Origin of the sequence: Pseudomonas sp. SDI, from assembly GCF_003105155.1 — a bacterium.
In the GTDB taxonomy this organism is placed as follows: Bacteria; Pseudomonadota; Gammaproteobacteria; order Pseudomonadales; family Pseudomonadaceae; genus Aquipseudomonas.
The window spans coordinates 1-14,125 of the sequence record NZ_QETK01000050.1; the positions used below are offsets into that span (position 1 = coordinate 1).

Annotated in this window: 13 protein-coding genes and 1 pseudogene; 9 read left to right on the plus strand and 5 right to left on the minus strand. The window is 63.7% G+C overall.

Features of this window, described 5'->3' with window-relative positions; genetic code table 11:
• Window positions 1-183 precede the first annotated feature (183 nt).
• Window positions 184-1,677, minus strand: coding sequence for a CoA-acylating methylmalonate-semialdehyde dehydrogenase (locus DCO48_RS22045; protein WP_116552725.1), 1,494 nt, complete (start codon window positions 1,675-1,677; stop codon window positions 184-186).
• A 62-nt stretch (window positions 1,678-1,739) separates the two neighbouring features.
• A complete protein-coding gene (locus DCO48_RS22050; protein ID WP_116552726.1) occupies window positions 1,740-3,086 on the minus strand; it encodes an aspartate aminotransferase family protein in 1,347 nt (448 codons plus the stop codon).
• Window positions 3,087-3,212: 126 nt separating this feature from the next.
• Between DCO48_RS22050 and DCO48_RS22055 the strand changes: the two genes are divergently transcribed.
• The 7 genes and pseudogenes from DCO48_RS22055 (at window position 3,213) to DCO48_RS22085 (ending at window position 9,295) form a co-directional block, all read left to right on the plus strand.
• Window positions 3,213-4,130, plus strand: a complete 918-nt coding sequence (locus tag DCO48_RS22055; RefSeq protein ID WP_116552727.1) for a LysR family transcriptional regulator — start codon at window positions 3,213-3,215, stop codon at window positions 4,128-4,130.
• 99 nt (window positions 4,131-4,229) lie between these two features.
• Entirely contained in the window at window positions 4,230-4,889 is a 660-nt protein-coding gene (locus DCO48_RS22060) for a TetR/AcrR family transcriptional regulator (protein WP_116552728.1), read from the plus strand.
• A gap of 9 nt (window positions 4,890-4,898) precedes the next feature.
• Complete coding sequence (locus DCO48_RS22065; RefSeq protein ID WP_116552729.1) at window positions 4,899-5,483, plus strand: YigZ family protein; 585 nt, start codon at window positions 4,899-4,901, stop codon at window positions 5,481-5,483.
• A gap of 261 nt (window positions 5,484-5,744) precedes the next feature.
• Window positions 5,745-5,897, plus strand: a pseudogene (locus tag DCO48_RS23060) (MerR family transcriptional regulator); the annotation flags it as partial.
• A 141-nt stretch (window positions 5,898-6,038) separates the two neighbouring features.
• Window positions 6,039-6,722, plus strand: coding sequence for an SDR family oxidoreductase (locus DCO48_RS22075; protein WP_116552730.1), 684 nt, complete (start codon window positions 6,039-6,041; stop codon window positions 6,720-6,722).
• A gap of 115 nt (window positions 6,723-6,837) precedes the next feature.
• A complete protein-coding gene (locus DCO48_RS22080; RefSeq protein WP_116552731.1) occupies window positions 6,838-8,193 on the plus strand; it encodes an 8-oxoguanine deaminase in 1,356 nt (451 codons plus the stop codon).
• A gap of 151 nt (window positions 8,194-8,344) precedes the next feature.
• Window positions 8,345-9,295: an adenosine deaminase gene (locus tag DCO48_RS22085; RefSeq protein WP_116552732.1), complete on the plus strand. Its 951-nt coding sequence runs from the start codon at window positions 8,345-8,347 to the stop codon at window positions 9,293-9,295.
• A 79-nt stretch (window positions 9,296-9,374) separates the two neighbouring features.
• Here the strand turns inward: DCO48_RS22085 and DCO48_RS22090 are convergent, their stop codons facing one another.
• Together DCO48_RS22090 and DCO48_RS22095 are read right to left on the minus strand one after the other, a co-directional pair.
• On the minus strand, window positions 9,375-10,136 hold the full coding sequence (locus DCO48_RS22090) for a helix-turn-helix transcriptional regulator (protein ID WP_116552733.1): 762 nt from the start codon (window positions 10,134-10,136) through the stop codon (window positions 9,375-9,377).
• A gap of 369 nt (window positions 10,137-10,505) precedes the next feature.
• The gene (locus DCO48_RS22095; protein ID WP_116552734.1) at window positions 10,506-11,414 is read right to left on the minus strand and encodes a LysR family transcriptional regulator; all 909 of its coding nucleotides are present in this window, start codon (window positions 11,412-11,414) and stop codon (window positions 10,506-10,508) included.
• A gap of 115 nt (window positions 11,415-11,529) precedes the next feature.
• Between DCO48_RS22095 and DCO48_RS22100 the strand changes: the two genes are divergently transcribed.
• Both DCO48_RS22100 and DCO48_RS22795 read left to right on the plus strand, forming a co-directional pair.
• A complete protein-coding gene (locus DCO48_RS22100; RefSeq protein WP_116552735.1) occupies window positions 11,530-12,543 on the plus strand; it encodes a zinc-binding alcohol dehydrogenase family protein in 1,014 nt (337 codons plus the stop codon).
• 112 nt (window positions 12,544-12,655) lie between these two features.
• Window positions 12,656-12,820 (plus strand): hypothetical protein, encoded by a 165-nt coding sequence (locus DCO48_RS22795; protein ID WP_165840821.1) that lies wholly within the window; start codon window positions 12,656-12,658, stop codon window positions 12,818-12,820.
• Here the strand turns inward: DCO48_RS22795 and DCO48_RS22105 are convergent.
• Window positions 12,804-13,985, minus strand: coding sequence for a multidrug effflux MFS transporter (locus tag DCO48_RS22105; RefSeq protein ID WP_116552736.1), 1,182 nt, complete (start codon window positions 13,983-13,985; stop codon window positions 12,804-12,806). The two genes, DCO48_RS22795 and DCO48_RS22105, sit on opposite strands and share 17 nt — an antisense overlap.
• Window positions 13,986-14,125 lie beyond the last annotated feature (140 nt).

Here is a 14,125-nt window from a genome sequence, read left to right on the forward strand (position 1 = left end):
CTGAAACATCTAACTCGTTGATTCTCAAGGAGTTTTCCGTTTCGACTGCGCCGGAAGTGGGGCGAATTATAGAGAGATTAAATCGGCCGTCAACCCTTATTTGCAACAAATCTGTCATCACGGTCAAAAAAGCCCAAAAAGCATAAAGGGAGGCCTACCGGCCTCCCTTTATGTACCGCGCAATTACAGGCTAGGGAAGGCGAACTGCGACGCCTCGTGGCTGGCCCGCTGTGGCCAGCGCTGGGTAATCGCCTTGCGACGGGTGTAGAACCGCACGCCATCCGGACCATAGGCATGCAGGTCGCCGAACAGCGAACGCTTCCAGCCGCCGAAGCTGTGGTAAGCCACCGGCACTGGCAGCGGCACGTTGACCCCAACCATGCCCACTTCGATCTCGTCGCAGAACAGCCGCGCCGCTTCGCCGTCCCGGGTAAAGATGCAGGTACCGTTGCCGTACTCATGATCGTTGATCAGTTGCATGGCCTGTTCCAGGCTGTCGACCCGCACCACACACAGCACCGGGCCGAAGATCTCTTCTTTATAGATGCGCATCTCGGTGGTTACCCGGTCGAACAGGGTGCCGCCTACAAAGTAGCCATCTTCGTGGCCTGCCACACGCAGGCCACGACCGTCCACCACCAGCTGTGCACCGGCGGCAACGCCATCGTCGATGTAACCCACGACCTTGTCGCGCGCGGCCGCCGTCACCAGCGGGCCCATGTCCAGCCCGCAGGAGGTGCCGGCACCGATCTTCAACGCCTTGATCTGCGGCACCAGCTTGGCCACCAGCGCATCTGCCACCTGATCACCGACACACACGGCCACCGAAATTGCCATGCAGCGCTCGCCGCAGGAGCCGTACGCCGCCCCCATCAGTGCGCTGACCGCGTTGTCGAGGTCGGCATCGGGCATCAGCACCGCGTGGTTCTTCGCCCCGCCCAGGGCCTGAACACGTTTGCCACGGGCAGTGCCTTCCTTATAGATGTACTCGGCAATCGGCGTCGAACCGACAAAGCTCAGCGCTTTCACTTCCGGCGCCTCGATCAGCGCATCCACCGCAACCTTGTCGCCGTGCACCACGTTCAGCACGCCCTTGGGCAGGCCGGCTTCATGCAGCAGTTGGGCAATGAACAGCGTCGAGCTCGGGTCGCGCTCGGAGGGTTTAAGGATGAAGCAATTACCGCAGGCGATGGCCAGGGGGTACATCCACAGCGGCACCATGGCCGGGAAGTTGAACGGGGTGATACCGGCCACCACGCCCAGTGGTTGGAAGTCCGACCAGGCATCGATGTTCGGACCGACGTTGCGGCTGTACTCGCCTTTCAGCACTTCCGGGGCTGCACAGGCGAACTCGACGTTCTCGATGCCCCGCTTCAATTCACCGGCAGCGTCTTCCACGGTCTTGCCATGCTCTTCGCTGATCATCTGCGAGATACGGGCTTCGTTCTGCTCCAGCAGTTGCTTGAAACGGAACATGACCTGGGCGCGCTTGGCCGGCGGGGTATTGCGCCAGGCCGGGAACGCGGCCTTGGCCGAGTCGATTGCCTGCTGCACGGTTTCCCGGCTGGCCAGGTCGAGCGTGCGGATCGCCTCGCCGGTCGACGGGTTGAACACCTCGGCGGTACGCTCGCCGGTAGAAACCAATTCACCGTGAATCAGGTGCTGAACAATGCTCATGCAAAACTCCAGAAAAGGGGCAGCGCAGGCACGCCGTTCGCGCCTGCTTATATAAAGAGGGATCAGTCGATCTGATTCAGCACTTCGCCGACCGCGTCGAACAAACGGTCGAGCTCTTGCGGCTGGGTGTTGAAGGTCGGCCCGAACTGCAGGGTGTCGCCGCCGAAGCGCACGTAGAAGCCGGCCTTCCACAGTTTCATGCCAGCCTCGAAAGGCCGCACGATGGCATCGCCATCACGCGCGGCAATCTGGATCGCCCCGGCCAGGCCATAGTTACGGATATCGATGACGTTCTTCGCGCCCTTCACCCCATGCAGCATCTTCTCGAAGTGCGGTGCCAGTTCGGCAGCGCCCTGCACCAGGTTTTCCTTCTGCAGCAGGTCCAGCGCGGCGATACCGGCAGCGCACGCCACCGGGTGCGCCGAGTAGGTGTAGCCGTGCGGGAACTCCACCGCGTACTCAGGAGTCGGCTGGTTCATGAAGGTCTGGTAGATCTCGCTGGTCGCGATCACTGCGCCCATCGGGATCGCACCGTTGGTGACCTGCTTGGCGATGCACATCAGGTCCGGGGTCACACCGAAAGCCTCGGCACCGAACATCGAGCCCATGCGGCCAAAGCCGGTAATCACTTCGTCGAAGATCAGCAGGATGTTGTGCTGGTCGCAGATTTCGCGCAGGCGTTTCAGGTAGCCCTTCGGTGGCGGCAGCACGCCAGCGGAACCGGCCAGCGGCTCGACGATCAGCGCGGCGATGTTCGAGGCGTCGTGCAGCTCGATCAGCTTGAGCATTTCGTCGGCCAGGGCAATACCGCCCTCCTCCGGCATGCCCTTACTGAAGGCGTTACCCGGCAGCACGGTGTGCGGAATGTGGTCGACATCCAGCAGCTGACCGAACATCTTGCGGTTACCGTTGACCCCACCCAGGCTGGTACCGGCGATGTTCACCCCGTGATAGCCACGGGCGCGACCGATCAGCTTGGTCTTGGTGGCCTGGCCTTTCAGGCGCCAGTAGGCACGGACCATCTTCACCGCGGTATCGCAGCACTCGGAGCCGGAGTTGGTATAGAAGACGTGGTTCAGGTTGCCGGGGGTCAGCTCGGTGATTTTCTCGGCCAGTTGGAACGACAGCGGATGACCAAACTGGAACGCTGGCGAATAGTCGAGCACGCCCAGCTGACGCGACACCGCTTCCTGGATTGCCTTGCGGGTGTGGCCAGCGCCGCAGGTCCACAGGCCGGACAGGGCGTCGAAGATTTTGCGCCCCTTGTCATCGACCAGGTGGTTGCCTTCGGCCGCGACAATCAGCCGTGGATCACGCTGGAAATTACGATTGGCGGTGTACGGCATCCAGTGTGCATCCAGCTTGAGCTGGCTGGCCAGACCGGCAGTCGCGTATTCAGGCATGTTCATCGGGCAAGACCTCGCAAGGCAATAGGGCAGCATGAGGGTGACAGGTGTAGTTGCAGCTACGTTGTCACGGCGATAAAGTTCGAAAAAGCCTACTTTTCTAATCTTCAGTTAGCCGGACACTAAACTATGAGCCGTCGCCCCGAGCCCCTCGCGCAGGTCAGTGATTTCGATATCCGCCTGCTCAAGATCTACCGCAGCGTGGTCGAGTGCGGGGGGTTCTCGGCGGCAGAAAACGTCCTCGGTATCGGCCGCTCGGCCATCAGTCAACAGATGAGCGACCTGGAGCAGCGCCTGGGTTTGCGCCTGTGTCAACGCGGGCGCGCCGGCTTCTCCCTGACCGAGGAAGGCCGCGAGGTCTATCAGTCGGCCTTGCAGTTGCTCAGCGCCCTGGAAAGTTTTCGTACCGAAGTCAATGGCCTGCACCAGCACTTGCGCGGCGAGCTGAACATCGGCCTGACCGACAACCTGGTCACCCTGCCGCACATGCGCATCACCCACGCCCTGGCCGAGCTCAAGGACCGTGGCCCGGACGTGCGCATCCAGATCCGCATGATCGCCCCCAGCCAGGTTGAACAAGGCGTGCTCGACGGCAGCCTGCATGTCGGCGTGGTGCCGCAGACCAGCCCGTTGTCCGGGCTCGAATACCAGCCGTTGTACAGCGAGCGTTCGCTGCTCTACTGCGCCGTCGGCCACCCGCTGTTCTACGTGGACGACCGCCAGCTCGACGACGAACGCCTGAATAGCCAGGAAGCCATCGCCCCGACCTTCCGCCTGCCGGCCGATATCCAGGCGCACTACCAGGCACTGCGCTGCACCGCCAGTGCCTCCGACCGTGAAGGCATGGCCTTCCTGATTCTTACCGGGCGCTTCATCGGCTACCTGCCCGACCACTACGCCAGCTTCTGGGTGCAGCAGGGCCGCCTGCGGGCACTCAAGGCCAGCGAGCGTTTCTACGACCTCAGCCTGTGCTGGGTAACCCGCAAGGGCCGACGCCCGCACCTGGTGCTGGAGAGCTTCCTCGAAAGCCTGGCAGCGACCCGGTGATAGGCATTTGCGCATTTTCCGTGGTCAACGCTTGTCTGCCCCGCGCGGCTGGGGTATCAGTGCTGATGCCCTACCAACCCGTGCTGCGTGGAATCGCCCATGACCTTTGAAGTTCCTGCCCACCGCCCGACAGTCGCCAAGCCCGCCGGGCGCATCCGCCAGAAGAACGAGCAGGCCATCATCCAGGCCGCCGAGGACGAATTCGCCCGACACGGCTTCAAGGGCACCAGCATGAACACCATTGCACTCAAGGCCGGGCTGCCCAAGGCCAACCTGCATTATTACTTCAGCAACAAGCTGGGCCTGTACGTCGCGGTGCTGAGCAACATCATCGAGTTGTGGGACAGCACCTTCAACGCCCTCAGCGCCGACGACGACCCGGCGCTGGCATTGGCCCAGTACATTCGCGCGAAGATCGAGTTCTCTCGTCGCAACCCGCAAGCCTCGCGGATCTTCGCCATGGAGATCATCAGCGGCGGGCAGTGCCTGAGCCAGTATTTCAGCCAGGACTACCGCGAGTGGTTCAAGGGCCGGGCAGCGGTGTTCCAGAGCTGGATCGACGCCGGCAAGCTCGACCCGGTCGACCCGGTGCACCTGATCTTCCTGCTCTGGGGCAGTACCCAGCACTATGCCGATTTCGCCACCCAGATCTGCCAGGTCACCGGCCGCAGCCGCCTGACCAAGCAGGACATGGAAGACGCCAGCAACAACCTTATCCACATCATCCTCAAAGGCTGTGGCCTGACCCCACCGAACTGAACCGCGTTTATGCCTTCTACCTTGCTCGACACCTGCGAGTTTCGCGAAGAGATTCGCAAGAGCCGCTTCATTACCCTAGCCGCGCCGATCGCCAGTCCTGCCGACGCCCAGCGTTTTCTCGAGCAGCACAGCGACCCGGCGGCCACCCATAACTGCTGGGCCTGGAAGCTCGGCGACCAATACCGCAGCAGCGACGATGGCGAGCCCGGCGGCACGGCCGGGCGGCCGATCCTGGCGGCGATCGAAGCACAGGACTGCGATCAGGTCGTGGTGCTGGTGATCCGCTGGTACGGCGGCATCCAGCTCGGCACCGGGGGGCTGGCCCGCGCCTACGGCGGCGGCGCCAACAAATGCCTGCAACAGGCGCCCAAGCGTCTGCTGGTCAGCCGCGTTGAACTGCGCTGCAGTTGCACGTTCAGCGAACTGGCGCTGCTCAAGCTGCGCCTTGGCGAAGCCGACGGTCTGCTGCTCGACGAACAATTCACCGCCAATGGCGTCGACTTGCTGCTGGCGGTGGGCGAAGCGCAGATCGAACCGCTGCAACGCCAATTGGCCGACCTCAGCCGTGGGCGGATCCTGCTGGAGCGCCGCTGACAACTTGCCCACATCCACTGTGGGCCTGACTGTGGATAACCTCTTAGCATTCGTCTGTGAGCCTTTAAATACGTGGCTTACAGGCGAGCGATCAGATTTTGATCAAGTCTTCATGGCAGCGCTGCTTTTGCCTGAAAATCAACCGCTTGAAGCATCTCCGCCGAGCTGAAACGCAGGTATTACGGGCCTGTGCACAGTTTTTCAGGTTGCACACAAATACTGTGGAGCAAGCTGTGGATAAACCGTGTACCTGTGTGGCAAATGCTTACTGGGCCGCCTCCACAGGCAACTGTTCATTTTTTAACCATCCCGCGGGCCCAGGCTTGCGCCGAAAGCTGCGATACCCTGCGTTTTTATGAAGAACGCGGGCTGATTCGTGCACAGCGCAGTGCCAACGGCTACCGTGACTATCCACAGGAAACCACGCAACTGGTGCTGTTCATCAAAACCGCGCATCGCCGAACTGGGCGAACTGCGCCTGGAATTGCACCACCGCCTGCAGCAGGCCTGCCCTTTACGACCACAAGCCGTTCCGCCCTCGAAAGGAGTTCATTCATGACCGTCGCAAAAACCGCCCTGATCATCGGCGCCTCCCGTGGCCTGGGCCTCGGCCTGGTTCAGCGTTTGCGCGAAGACGGCTGGCACGTCGTCGCCACCGTGCGCGACCCGGCCAAGGCCAGCGCCCTGAATGCCGTCGCCGGCGTTCAGGTGGAAACCCTGGAAATGAACAGCGGCAGCCAGCTCGATGCCTTACAGCAACGCCTCAAGGGGCAGAACTTCGACCTGCTGTTCGTCAACGCCGGGATCATGGGCCCGCAGCCGCAGGACCCGGAGCAGGTGCAAGCGGCCGATGTCGGCGAGCTGTTCCTGACCAACAGCGTGTCGCCGATCCGCGTTGCCCAGCGCTTTGCCGGGCAGGTGCGCGACGACGGCGTGCTGGCCTTCATGAGCTCGATCCTGGGTAGCGTGAGCATTCCCGACGCCAGCGAGATGTGCCTGTACAAAGCCAGCAAGGCGGCACTCAACTCGATGATCAACAGCTTCGTGGTGAGCCTCGCCCGGCCGCAACTCAGCGTACTGGCCATGCACCCGGGCTGGGTCAAAACCGACATGGGCGGCGAAGGCGCCGACATCGACGTGCTCACCAGCACCCGCGGGATGCTTGCTCAGGTGAAGGCCAACGCCGGCAAAGGTGGCCTGCAGTTCATCGATTACAAAGGTGACGCGCTGGTCTGGTGATTGGCCTCGCGGTGGGTGTAGACTCGACGCCTCGCCCACCGCGGCGGACCTGGATCAGCAGACAGGGCAACACTGAGCTGGCTAACCTGAACACACTTTCAGAGGAGCCGGCACCATGCCTGCGACCCGTATCTGGTTGAAAAACCCGCTTGCCATCTTCACTGCCAACAACCACGACGCCCGTGGCGGTCTGGTGATCGAAGACGGCGTCATCACTGAAATCCTCGGCCTCGGCCAACCCCCTGCGCAACCTTGCGCGCACACCTTCGATGCCCACGAACATGTGGTCCTGCCTGGCCTGATCAACACCCACCACCATTTCTACCAGACCCTCACCCGCGCCTGGGCGCCGGTGGTCAACCAGCCGCTGTTCCCCTGGCTGAAGACCCTCTACCCGGTGTGGGCGCGGCTGACCCCGGCCAAGCTTGAACTGGCCACCGAAGTGGCCCTGGCCGAACTGCTGCTGTCAGGCTGCACCACCGCCGCCGACCACCACTACCTGTTCCCCGACGGCCTGGAAAACGCCATCGACGTGCAGGTGCAGAGCGTGCGCAAACTGGGCATGCGCGCCATGCTCACGCGCGGCTCGATGAGCCTCGGCGAAGCCGACGGCGGCCTGCCGCCGCAACAGACCGTGCAGCAAGGCGCGGTGATCCTGGAAGACAGCCAGCGACTTATCCACAGCTACCATGAGCGTGGTGACGGTGCACAGATCCAGATCGCCCTGGCGCCGTGCTCGCCATTCTCGGTCACCCCGGAAATCATGCGCGAAAGCGCCGTGCTTGCCCGCGAGCTGGACGTGCGCCTGCACACCCACCTGGCCGAAACCCTCGACGAGGAAGATTTTTGCCTGCAACGCTTCGGCCTGCGCACTGTCGACTACCTGGACAGCGTCGGCTGGCTAGGCCCGCGCACCTGGCTGGCCCACGGCATCCACTTCAACCCGGACGAAATTGCCCGCCTGGGCGCGGCCGGTACCGGTATCTGCCACTGCCCGAGCTCGAACATGCGCCTCGCGTCGGGGATCTGCCCGACCCTCGAACTGACCGGTGCCGGCGCCCCGGTGGGCCTGGGCGTCGACGGTTCAGCGTCCAACGATGCCTCCAACATGATCCTTGAAGCGCGCCAGGCGCTGTACCTGCAACGCCTGCGCTACGGCGCCGAAGCGATCACCCCGGAGCGCGTGCTGGGCTGGGCCACCCGCGGTTCGGCGCAGTTGCTTGGGCGTAGCGACATCGGTGAACTGGCGGTGGGCAAGCAGGCCGACCTGGCCTTGTTCAAGCTCGACGAGCTGCGTTTCTCCGGCAGCCACGATCCGCTCTCGGCCTTGCTGCTGTGCGGCGCCGACCGTGCCGACCGGGTGATGGTCGGCGGCCAGTGGCGGGTGATCGACGGGCAGATCGAAGGCATGGACATCCAGGGGCTGATTGCCAGACATCGCGAAGCAGCGGCGCAGTTGATCGCCGGCTAAAGACCGAGAAACGCCAGCATGATAATGAGCGCGGCACGGGAGCCCAGACCAAGCAGCCAGGGCTCCCGTGTCGCCCGCTCGGTGAGGTTTCACCGCGGTGCGGGATCGGCTTCTGTAGAATGGCGGCCACCGCACCTGATGAGAATTTGCTATGTACGACTGGCTTAACGCCCTGCCCAAGGCAGAATTGCACCTGCACCTGGAAGGTTCGCTGGAGCCCGAGTTGCTGTTCGCCCTGGCCGAACGCAACAAGATTGCCCTGCCCTGGAACGACGTCGAAACCTTGCGCGCGGCCTACGCGTTCAACAATTTGCAGGAGTTCCTCGACCTCTACTACCAGGGCGCCGATGTGCTGCGCACCGAGCAGGACTTCTACGACCTGACCTGGGCGTACCTGCAGCGTTGCAAGGCGCAGAACGTTATCCACACCGAGCCGTTCTTCGACCCGCAAACCCATACCGATCGGGGCATTCCCTTTGAAGTGGTGCTGGCGGGGATCGCCGGAGCACTGAAGGATGGCCAACAGCAGCTGGGCATCAGCAGCGGGCTGATCCTGAGTTTCTTGCGCCACCTGAGTGAAGAAGAAGCACAGAAGACCCTCGACCAGGCCCTGCCATTCCGTGATGCATTTGTTGCCGTGGGGCTGGACAGTTCGGAGCGCGGGCATCCGCCGAGCAAGTTCCAGCGGGTCTTCGACCGCGCCCGCAGCGAAGGCTTCCTGACCGTGGCGCACGCGGGCGAGGAAGGGCCACCGGCGTACATCTGGGAAGCCCTGGACCTGCTGAAGATCCAGCGGATCGACCATGGTGTGCGGGCCATCGAGGATGAGCGGCTGATGCAGCGGATCATCGACGAGCAGATTCCGTTGACGGTGTGCCCGTTGTCCAACACCAAGTTGTGCGTGTTCGATCATATGCGCGAGCACAACATCCTCGAGATGCTCGAGCGTGGGGTGAAGGTAACGGTGAACTCGGATGACCCGGCGTACTTTGGTGGCTATGTAACGGAGAACTTCCACGCCTTGCATGAGCACCTGGGGATGACCGAGGATCAGGCTCGTCGCCTGGCGCAGAATAGCCTGGATGCTCGATTGGTTAAGTGACGGTAACGCTCCGCCGGCGGCCCATCCATGGACCAACGGCGCGTGCGGGGCAGGTGGATCAAGAGCAAGGCCAGCGCCTTCACCGCGGGTGCTGATCCGCCGCCACCTCCCCCGACACCAACGCCATCCCTGGCGTTTCTATACCGTGTCGCGCGATCCGCCGAATCTCGTCCAAGCCCAAGGCACTCAACTGCAATACCCGCGTCTCATCGTTGATCCGTGCCCACCCGGACTGCACGAACAACTTCAACAGGCTGCTGCCCAGCGCCCCTCCCAGGTGCGGCCGCTGCTGCGTCCACTCGCTGCAGCACTGGCAGGCACTGGCCAAGCGCCCTTGGCGCAACGCCACCGCATCGATAAAGATCCCCAAACGGGCAAACTGCTCGCGCCCCAAACTGGTCACTTCCACCTGCTGCTCGACAATCTCCAGCCAGCGCGCATCCAGCAACCGCTGCAACAGCTCGACGGCCACCTCGCCGCCCAGATGATCCATGCATAACCGCGCCCGCCGCATCGACAGCGGCATCCCGGCCTCCCGCGCCTCGTGATCGCACGGCGGGCAAACACTCACCGGCACACTGGCCAAGGCCTCTACCGCCGCCCCGACTTCCGGGGTCGCCAGGCGGAAATAACGTTTGCGCCCACGCGCCTCATGCTTGAGCAAGCCACCCGCCGACAACCGCGCCAGATGCGCGCACGCAGACGAGGGGCTCAGGCCAGTCATCATGGCCAGTTCTTCGGAAGGTCGGGCCATCCCGTCGATCAGGGCCCACAGCATCGCACTGCGCTTAGGGTCGGCCAGCAGACTGGCGATCTGGCTGATACTGGTAACAAATTGCATAGGTTCACTCCCTGCGAAATCATTATTCCCTGACAAGGGACCCACTGACATTTGCGGCCATGCCGACTGCCCTGGAAACGTCGCGTCCGGGCCGGCAGTGCGCGGGCAGTATAAGCCGGGTTTCCCTATGTAAATTCAGCCCGATTGCCACCCCCTTGGCGAGGTTTGCGCAACCTGGCGCAGTTTGCGAATGGGCACGAAAAACCGCCGTTTTGCTCAACGAAGCGGCCGACCGCGCGCAGCACAAGCGACGTCAGAAAGTGAACCAGTAGTTCCCGAAAGTACTGCGTGGGCAATACCCTACAGACAAAGTTATATTTCCCTTCAAGTGATTCAGTCCAGACTGTCAGACCTGTAACGGCACGGTCATCAAATCCGCTGGCGTTGCACCTGCTGGCAACGCGCCTTGAGCAGGTCGCGCAGCAACTGGATAGGCTTGCCCAGCGGCGCCCGATGGGTGCACAGCAAATGCAGTGGCGCCGCTTCGCCACGCACCTGCGGCAAGATCACCTGCAACTGGCCGCTCTGCACGTCGGCCGCTACGTCCAGCCAGGATTTATAGGCAACCCCAACTCCGGCCAAGGCCCAGCGCCGTACTACGTCGGCGTCGTCGCAGAAGCGGTCGCCACGTACCTGCACGCTGAGCTGCTGCTCGCCCTCGCCGAACCGCCACTGGTCGTGCACACGATTACCGAGCTGGTACAGCAGGCAATTGTGCCGGTTGAGTTCCTCGACGCTGCGCGGCGTGCCGCAGCGCGCCAGGTAAGCCGGCGAAGCACACAGCACGCGGCGGTTTTCCGGGCACAGCGGCACTGCCACCAGGCTCGAATCCTCGGGTGCACCATAGCGCACGGCAACATCCACCGGTTGGCGGAACAGGTCGGCGTTACGATCGCCCAGCAGCAAGCGCACGTTGAGCAGCGGGTGCTCGCGCTGCAACTCGTTCAGCCAAGGCAGCAGCACGTTGCGTCCAAAGTCCGAGGGTGCCGACAACTGCAACACCCCGCTGACCTTGTCGCGCCCCTGCGCCAGCAAGCGCTGCCCATCCTCCAGGCTGGCCAGCGCGGCATGCGCATGCAGCAGGAAACCGTCGCCCTCGGCGGTCAGCCGCAGGCTGCGCGTGGAGCGCGCCAGCAGCCGCGCGCCGAGCTGACGCTCCAGGCGTTTGAGCGCTGCACTCGCTACCGCCGGCGACAGGTCCAGCTGGCGTGCCGCCGCCGACAGGCTGCCCAGTTCCGCCGCCCGCACGAACACCTGCAAATCATCGAAGCGCAGCATGGCACGAGCCCCATTATCAAAAAATTATTGAAAGATCCTGCGCTTTTAGCGGCTTTTAACCAAGAGTGAAAGGGCCAATGATGGGCACCATTGCCCCCCTTGAAGGATGTGCCCGATGAAAGCCGTTGCCTATTACCAGTCCCTGCCGATCAGCGATGCCGCTGCGCTGCAAGATATCGAACTGCCCGCTCCCACCCCCGGCCCGCGCGACCTGCTGGTGGAAGTCAAAGCCATCTCGGTGAACCCGGTCGACACCAAGGTGCGGCAGAACGTGCAGCCCGAAGGCGGCGCGGCCAAGGTGCTGGGCTGGGACGTGGCCGGGGTGGTCAAGGCGGTGGGCAGCGAGGTAAGCCTGTTCCAGCCTGGCGACAAGGTTTTCTATGCCGGTTCCATCGCCCGCGCCGGCGCCAACAGCGAACTGCACGTGGTGGACGAGCGCATCGTCGGCAACATGCCGAAGCGCCTTGGTTTCGCCGAAGCGGCGGCATTGCCGCTGACCGCGATCACCGCCTGGGAACTGCTGTTCGACCGCCTGCAGATCGCCGAAGGCCGCGCCGACCTCGGCCAGAGCCTGCTGATCGTCGGCGCGGCCGGCGGCGTCGGTTCGATCCTGACTCAGCTGGCGCGCCAGCTCACCGGCCTCCAGGTGATCGGCACCGCCTCGCGCGCCGAAACCCAGGCCTGGGCCCGTGAGCTGGGCGCGCAGGTGGTGGTCGACCACCGTCAGCCGCTGGCCGCGGCCCTGAAGGCCGCCGGCATCGCCGACGTGACCCACGTTGCCAGCCTGACCCAGACCGACCAGCACCTCGATCAACTGGTCGAAGCCCTGCGCCCACAGGGCAAGCTGGCGCTGATCGACGATCCGAAACAGCTCGACGTGGTCAAGCTCAAGCGCAAGAGCCTGTCACTGCACTGGGAGTTCATGTACACCCGCTCGCTGTTCGAAACCCCGGACATGCTCGCCCAGCACACCCTGCTCAACCGGGTCGCCGCACTGATCGACGCGGGCACCCTGAAGACCACCCTCGGCGAGCATTTCGGCACCATCAACGCCGAAAACCTGCGCCGCGCCCATGCCCTGCTGGAAAGCGGCGCGGCCAAGGGCAAGATCGTTCTGGAAGGGTTCTGAGGGGTTTTACCCAAGCGGCATGACCGTCAGTCAGCGCGCTGACCCAAGGCATGCCGCAGGCCAGGAGCGGGGCTACAATGCATCAGCCCTAGCCCACTGGAGGTAGTCCGCGATGAAGATCGTCGTCAGTGCGTCAGCCAGAAAACCCGAGTGTCCCTGGCAGGTTCAGCTCGACCAGCATGTGGTCAGCTTCCGCAGCGAGGCCGAGGCCCGCGCCTTCGTCAACACCCTGCAGGCGCGCTTGCAGGCGCCGCACCCGCTCAAACGGGCCGGCTGAGCTGCAGGCGCCGAGTCAGGGTTGCCGCGGTAACGGCGGCCACGCCGCACAGGCTGATGACAATCGCCATCGGTAGCGCGCTGCCATCGTGCAACACCCCCACCAGCGCGGCGGCAGCGGCCGCCACGCTGAACTGCAGGCAGCCGAGTAACGCCGAGGCACTACCGGCGCGGGCGCCCTGCCCGCTCATGGCGCAAGCCGAGGCATTGGGGATGATGCAGCCCAAGCTGGCAATACACACAAACAGCGGAATCAGCAGCGGCCACAAGGCTGCGGTATGCAGGGCGCTGATCCCCAGCAGTATCAGCCCCGCCGCCAGGTACACCCACACCGTACGGGCCAGCAGGAAGGCCGGGCCGCGCTTGGCCAGCAGCCGTGCATTCACCTGCGCCACCAGGATGAACCCGGCGGCGTTGCTGCCGAACAGCCAGCCGTAGTGCTCGGCGGGCACGCCATAAAGCTTGATGAAGACGAATGGCGAGCCGGCGATATAGGCAAACATCCCGGCAATGGCGATGCCGCCGGTCAGCGCGTGGCCGATGAACAGGCGGTCCTTGAGCAAACTGGCATAGGCCCGCAGTGCGCCGGACAACGGCTGGCGTGGCTGGTTGGCCGGCAGGCTTTCCGGCAGGCCTAGGGCGACCGCAAGGGCACACAGGGCGCTGAACAGGGTCAGGGCGAGGAAGATCGACTGCCAGCCATACAGGTTGACCATCAGGCCGCCGAGCATCGGCGCGAGGATCGGCGCCAGGCCCATCACCAGCATCAGTTGCGAGAAGACCTTGGCCGAGCCGACCGCGTCGCACTTGTCGCTGACGATGGCGCGCGATAGCACCATGCCAGCACAACCGCCGAGGGCCTGGACGAAGCGGGCGAGGATCAGCGTGTCGAGGTTCGGCGCGTAGGCGCAGGCGAACGAGGCCAGGGTGAACAGGCTAACGCCGAACAGCAGCGGGATCCGTCGACCGAAGCGGTCGGCAATCGGGCCGTAGGCCAACTGGCCGAGGGACAGGCCGAGGAAGTAGGCGGCCAGGGTGGTCTGGATGTGTTTCTCGTCGGTGGCAAAGGCCTGGGCCATGGCCGGGAAGCCGGGCAGGTAGAAGTCGATCGCCAACGGCCCGAACGCACTGAGTGCGCCGAGAATCAGGATGGTTCGCAGGTTCATCGGGAATCCATAGCAGGCTAAGCAAGTGCGCTAGTCTATACGGCCCCGGGGGTGGTTGCTGGGGAAGGTTGAAGATTTTTGCTGCCCCTATCGCGGGACGAGCCCGCTCCCACAGGGAACTGAGTTGACCACTGTGGGAG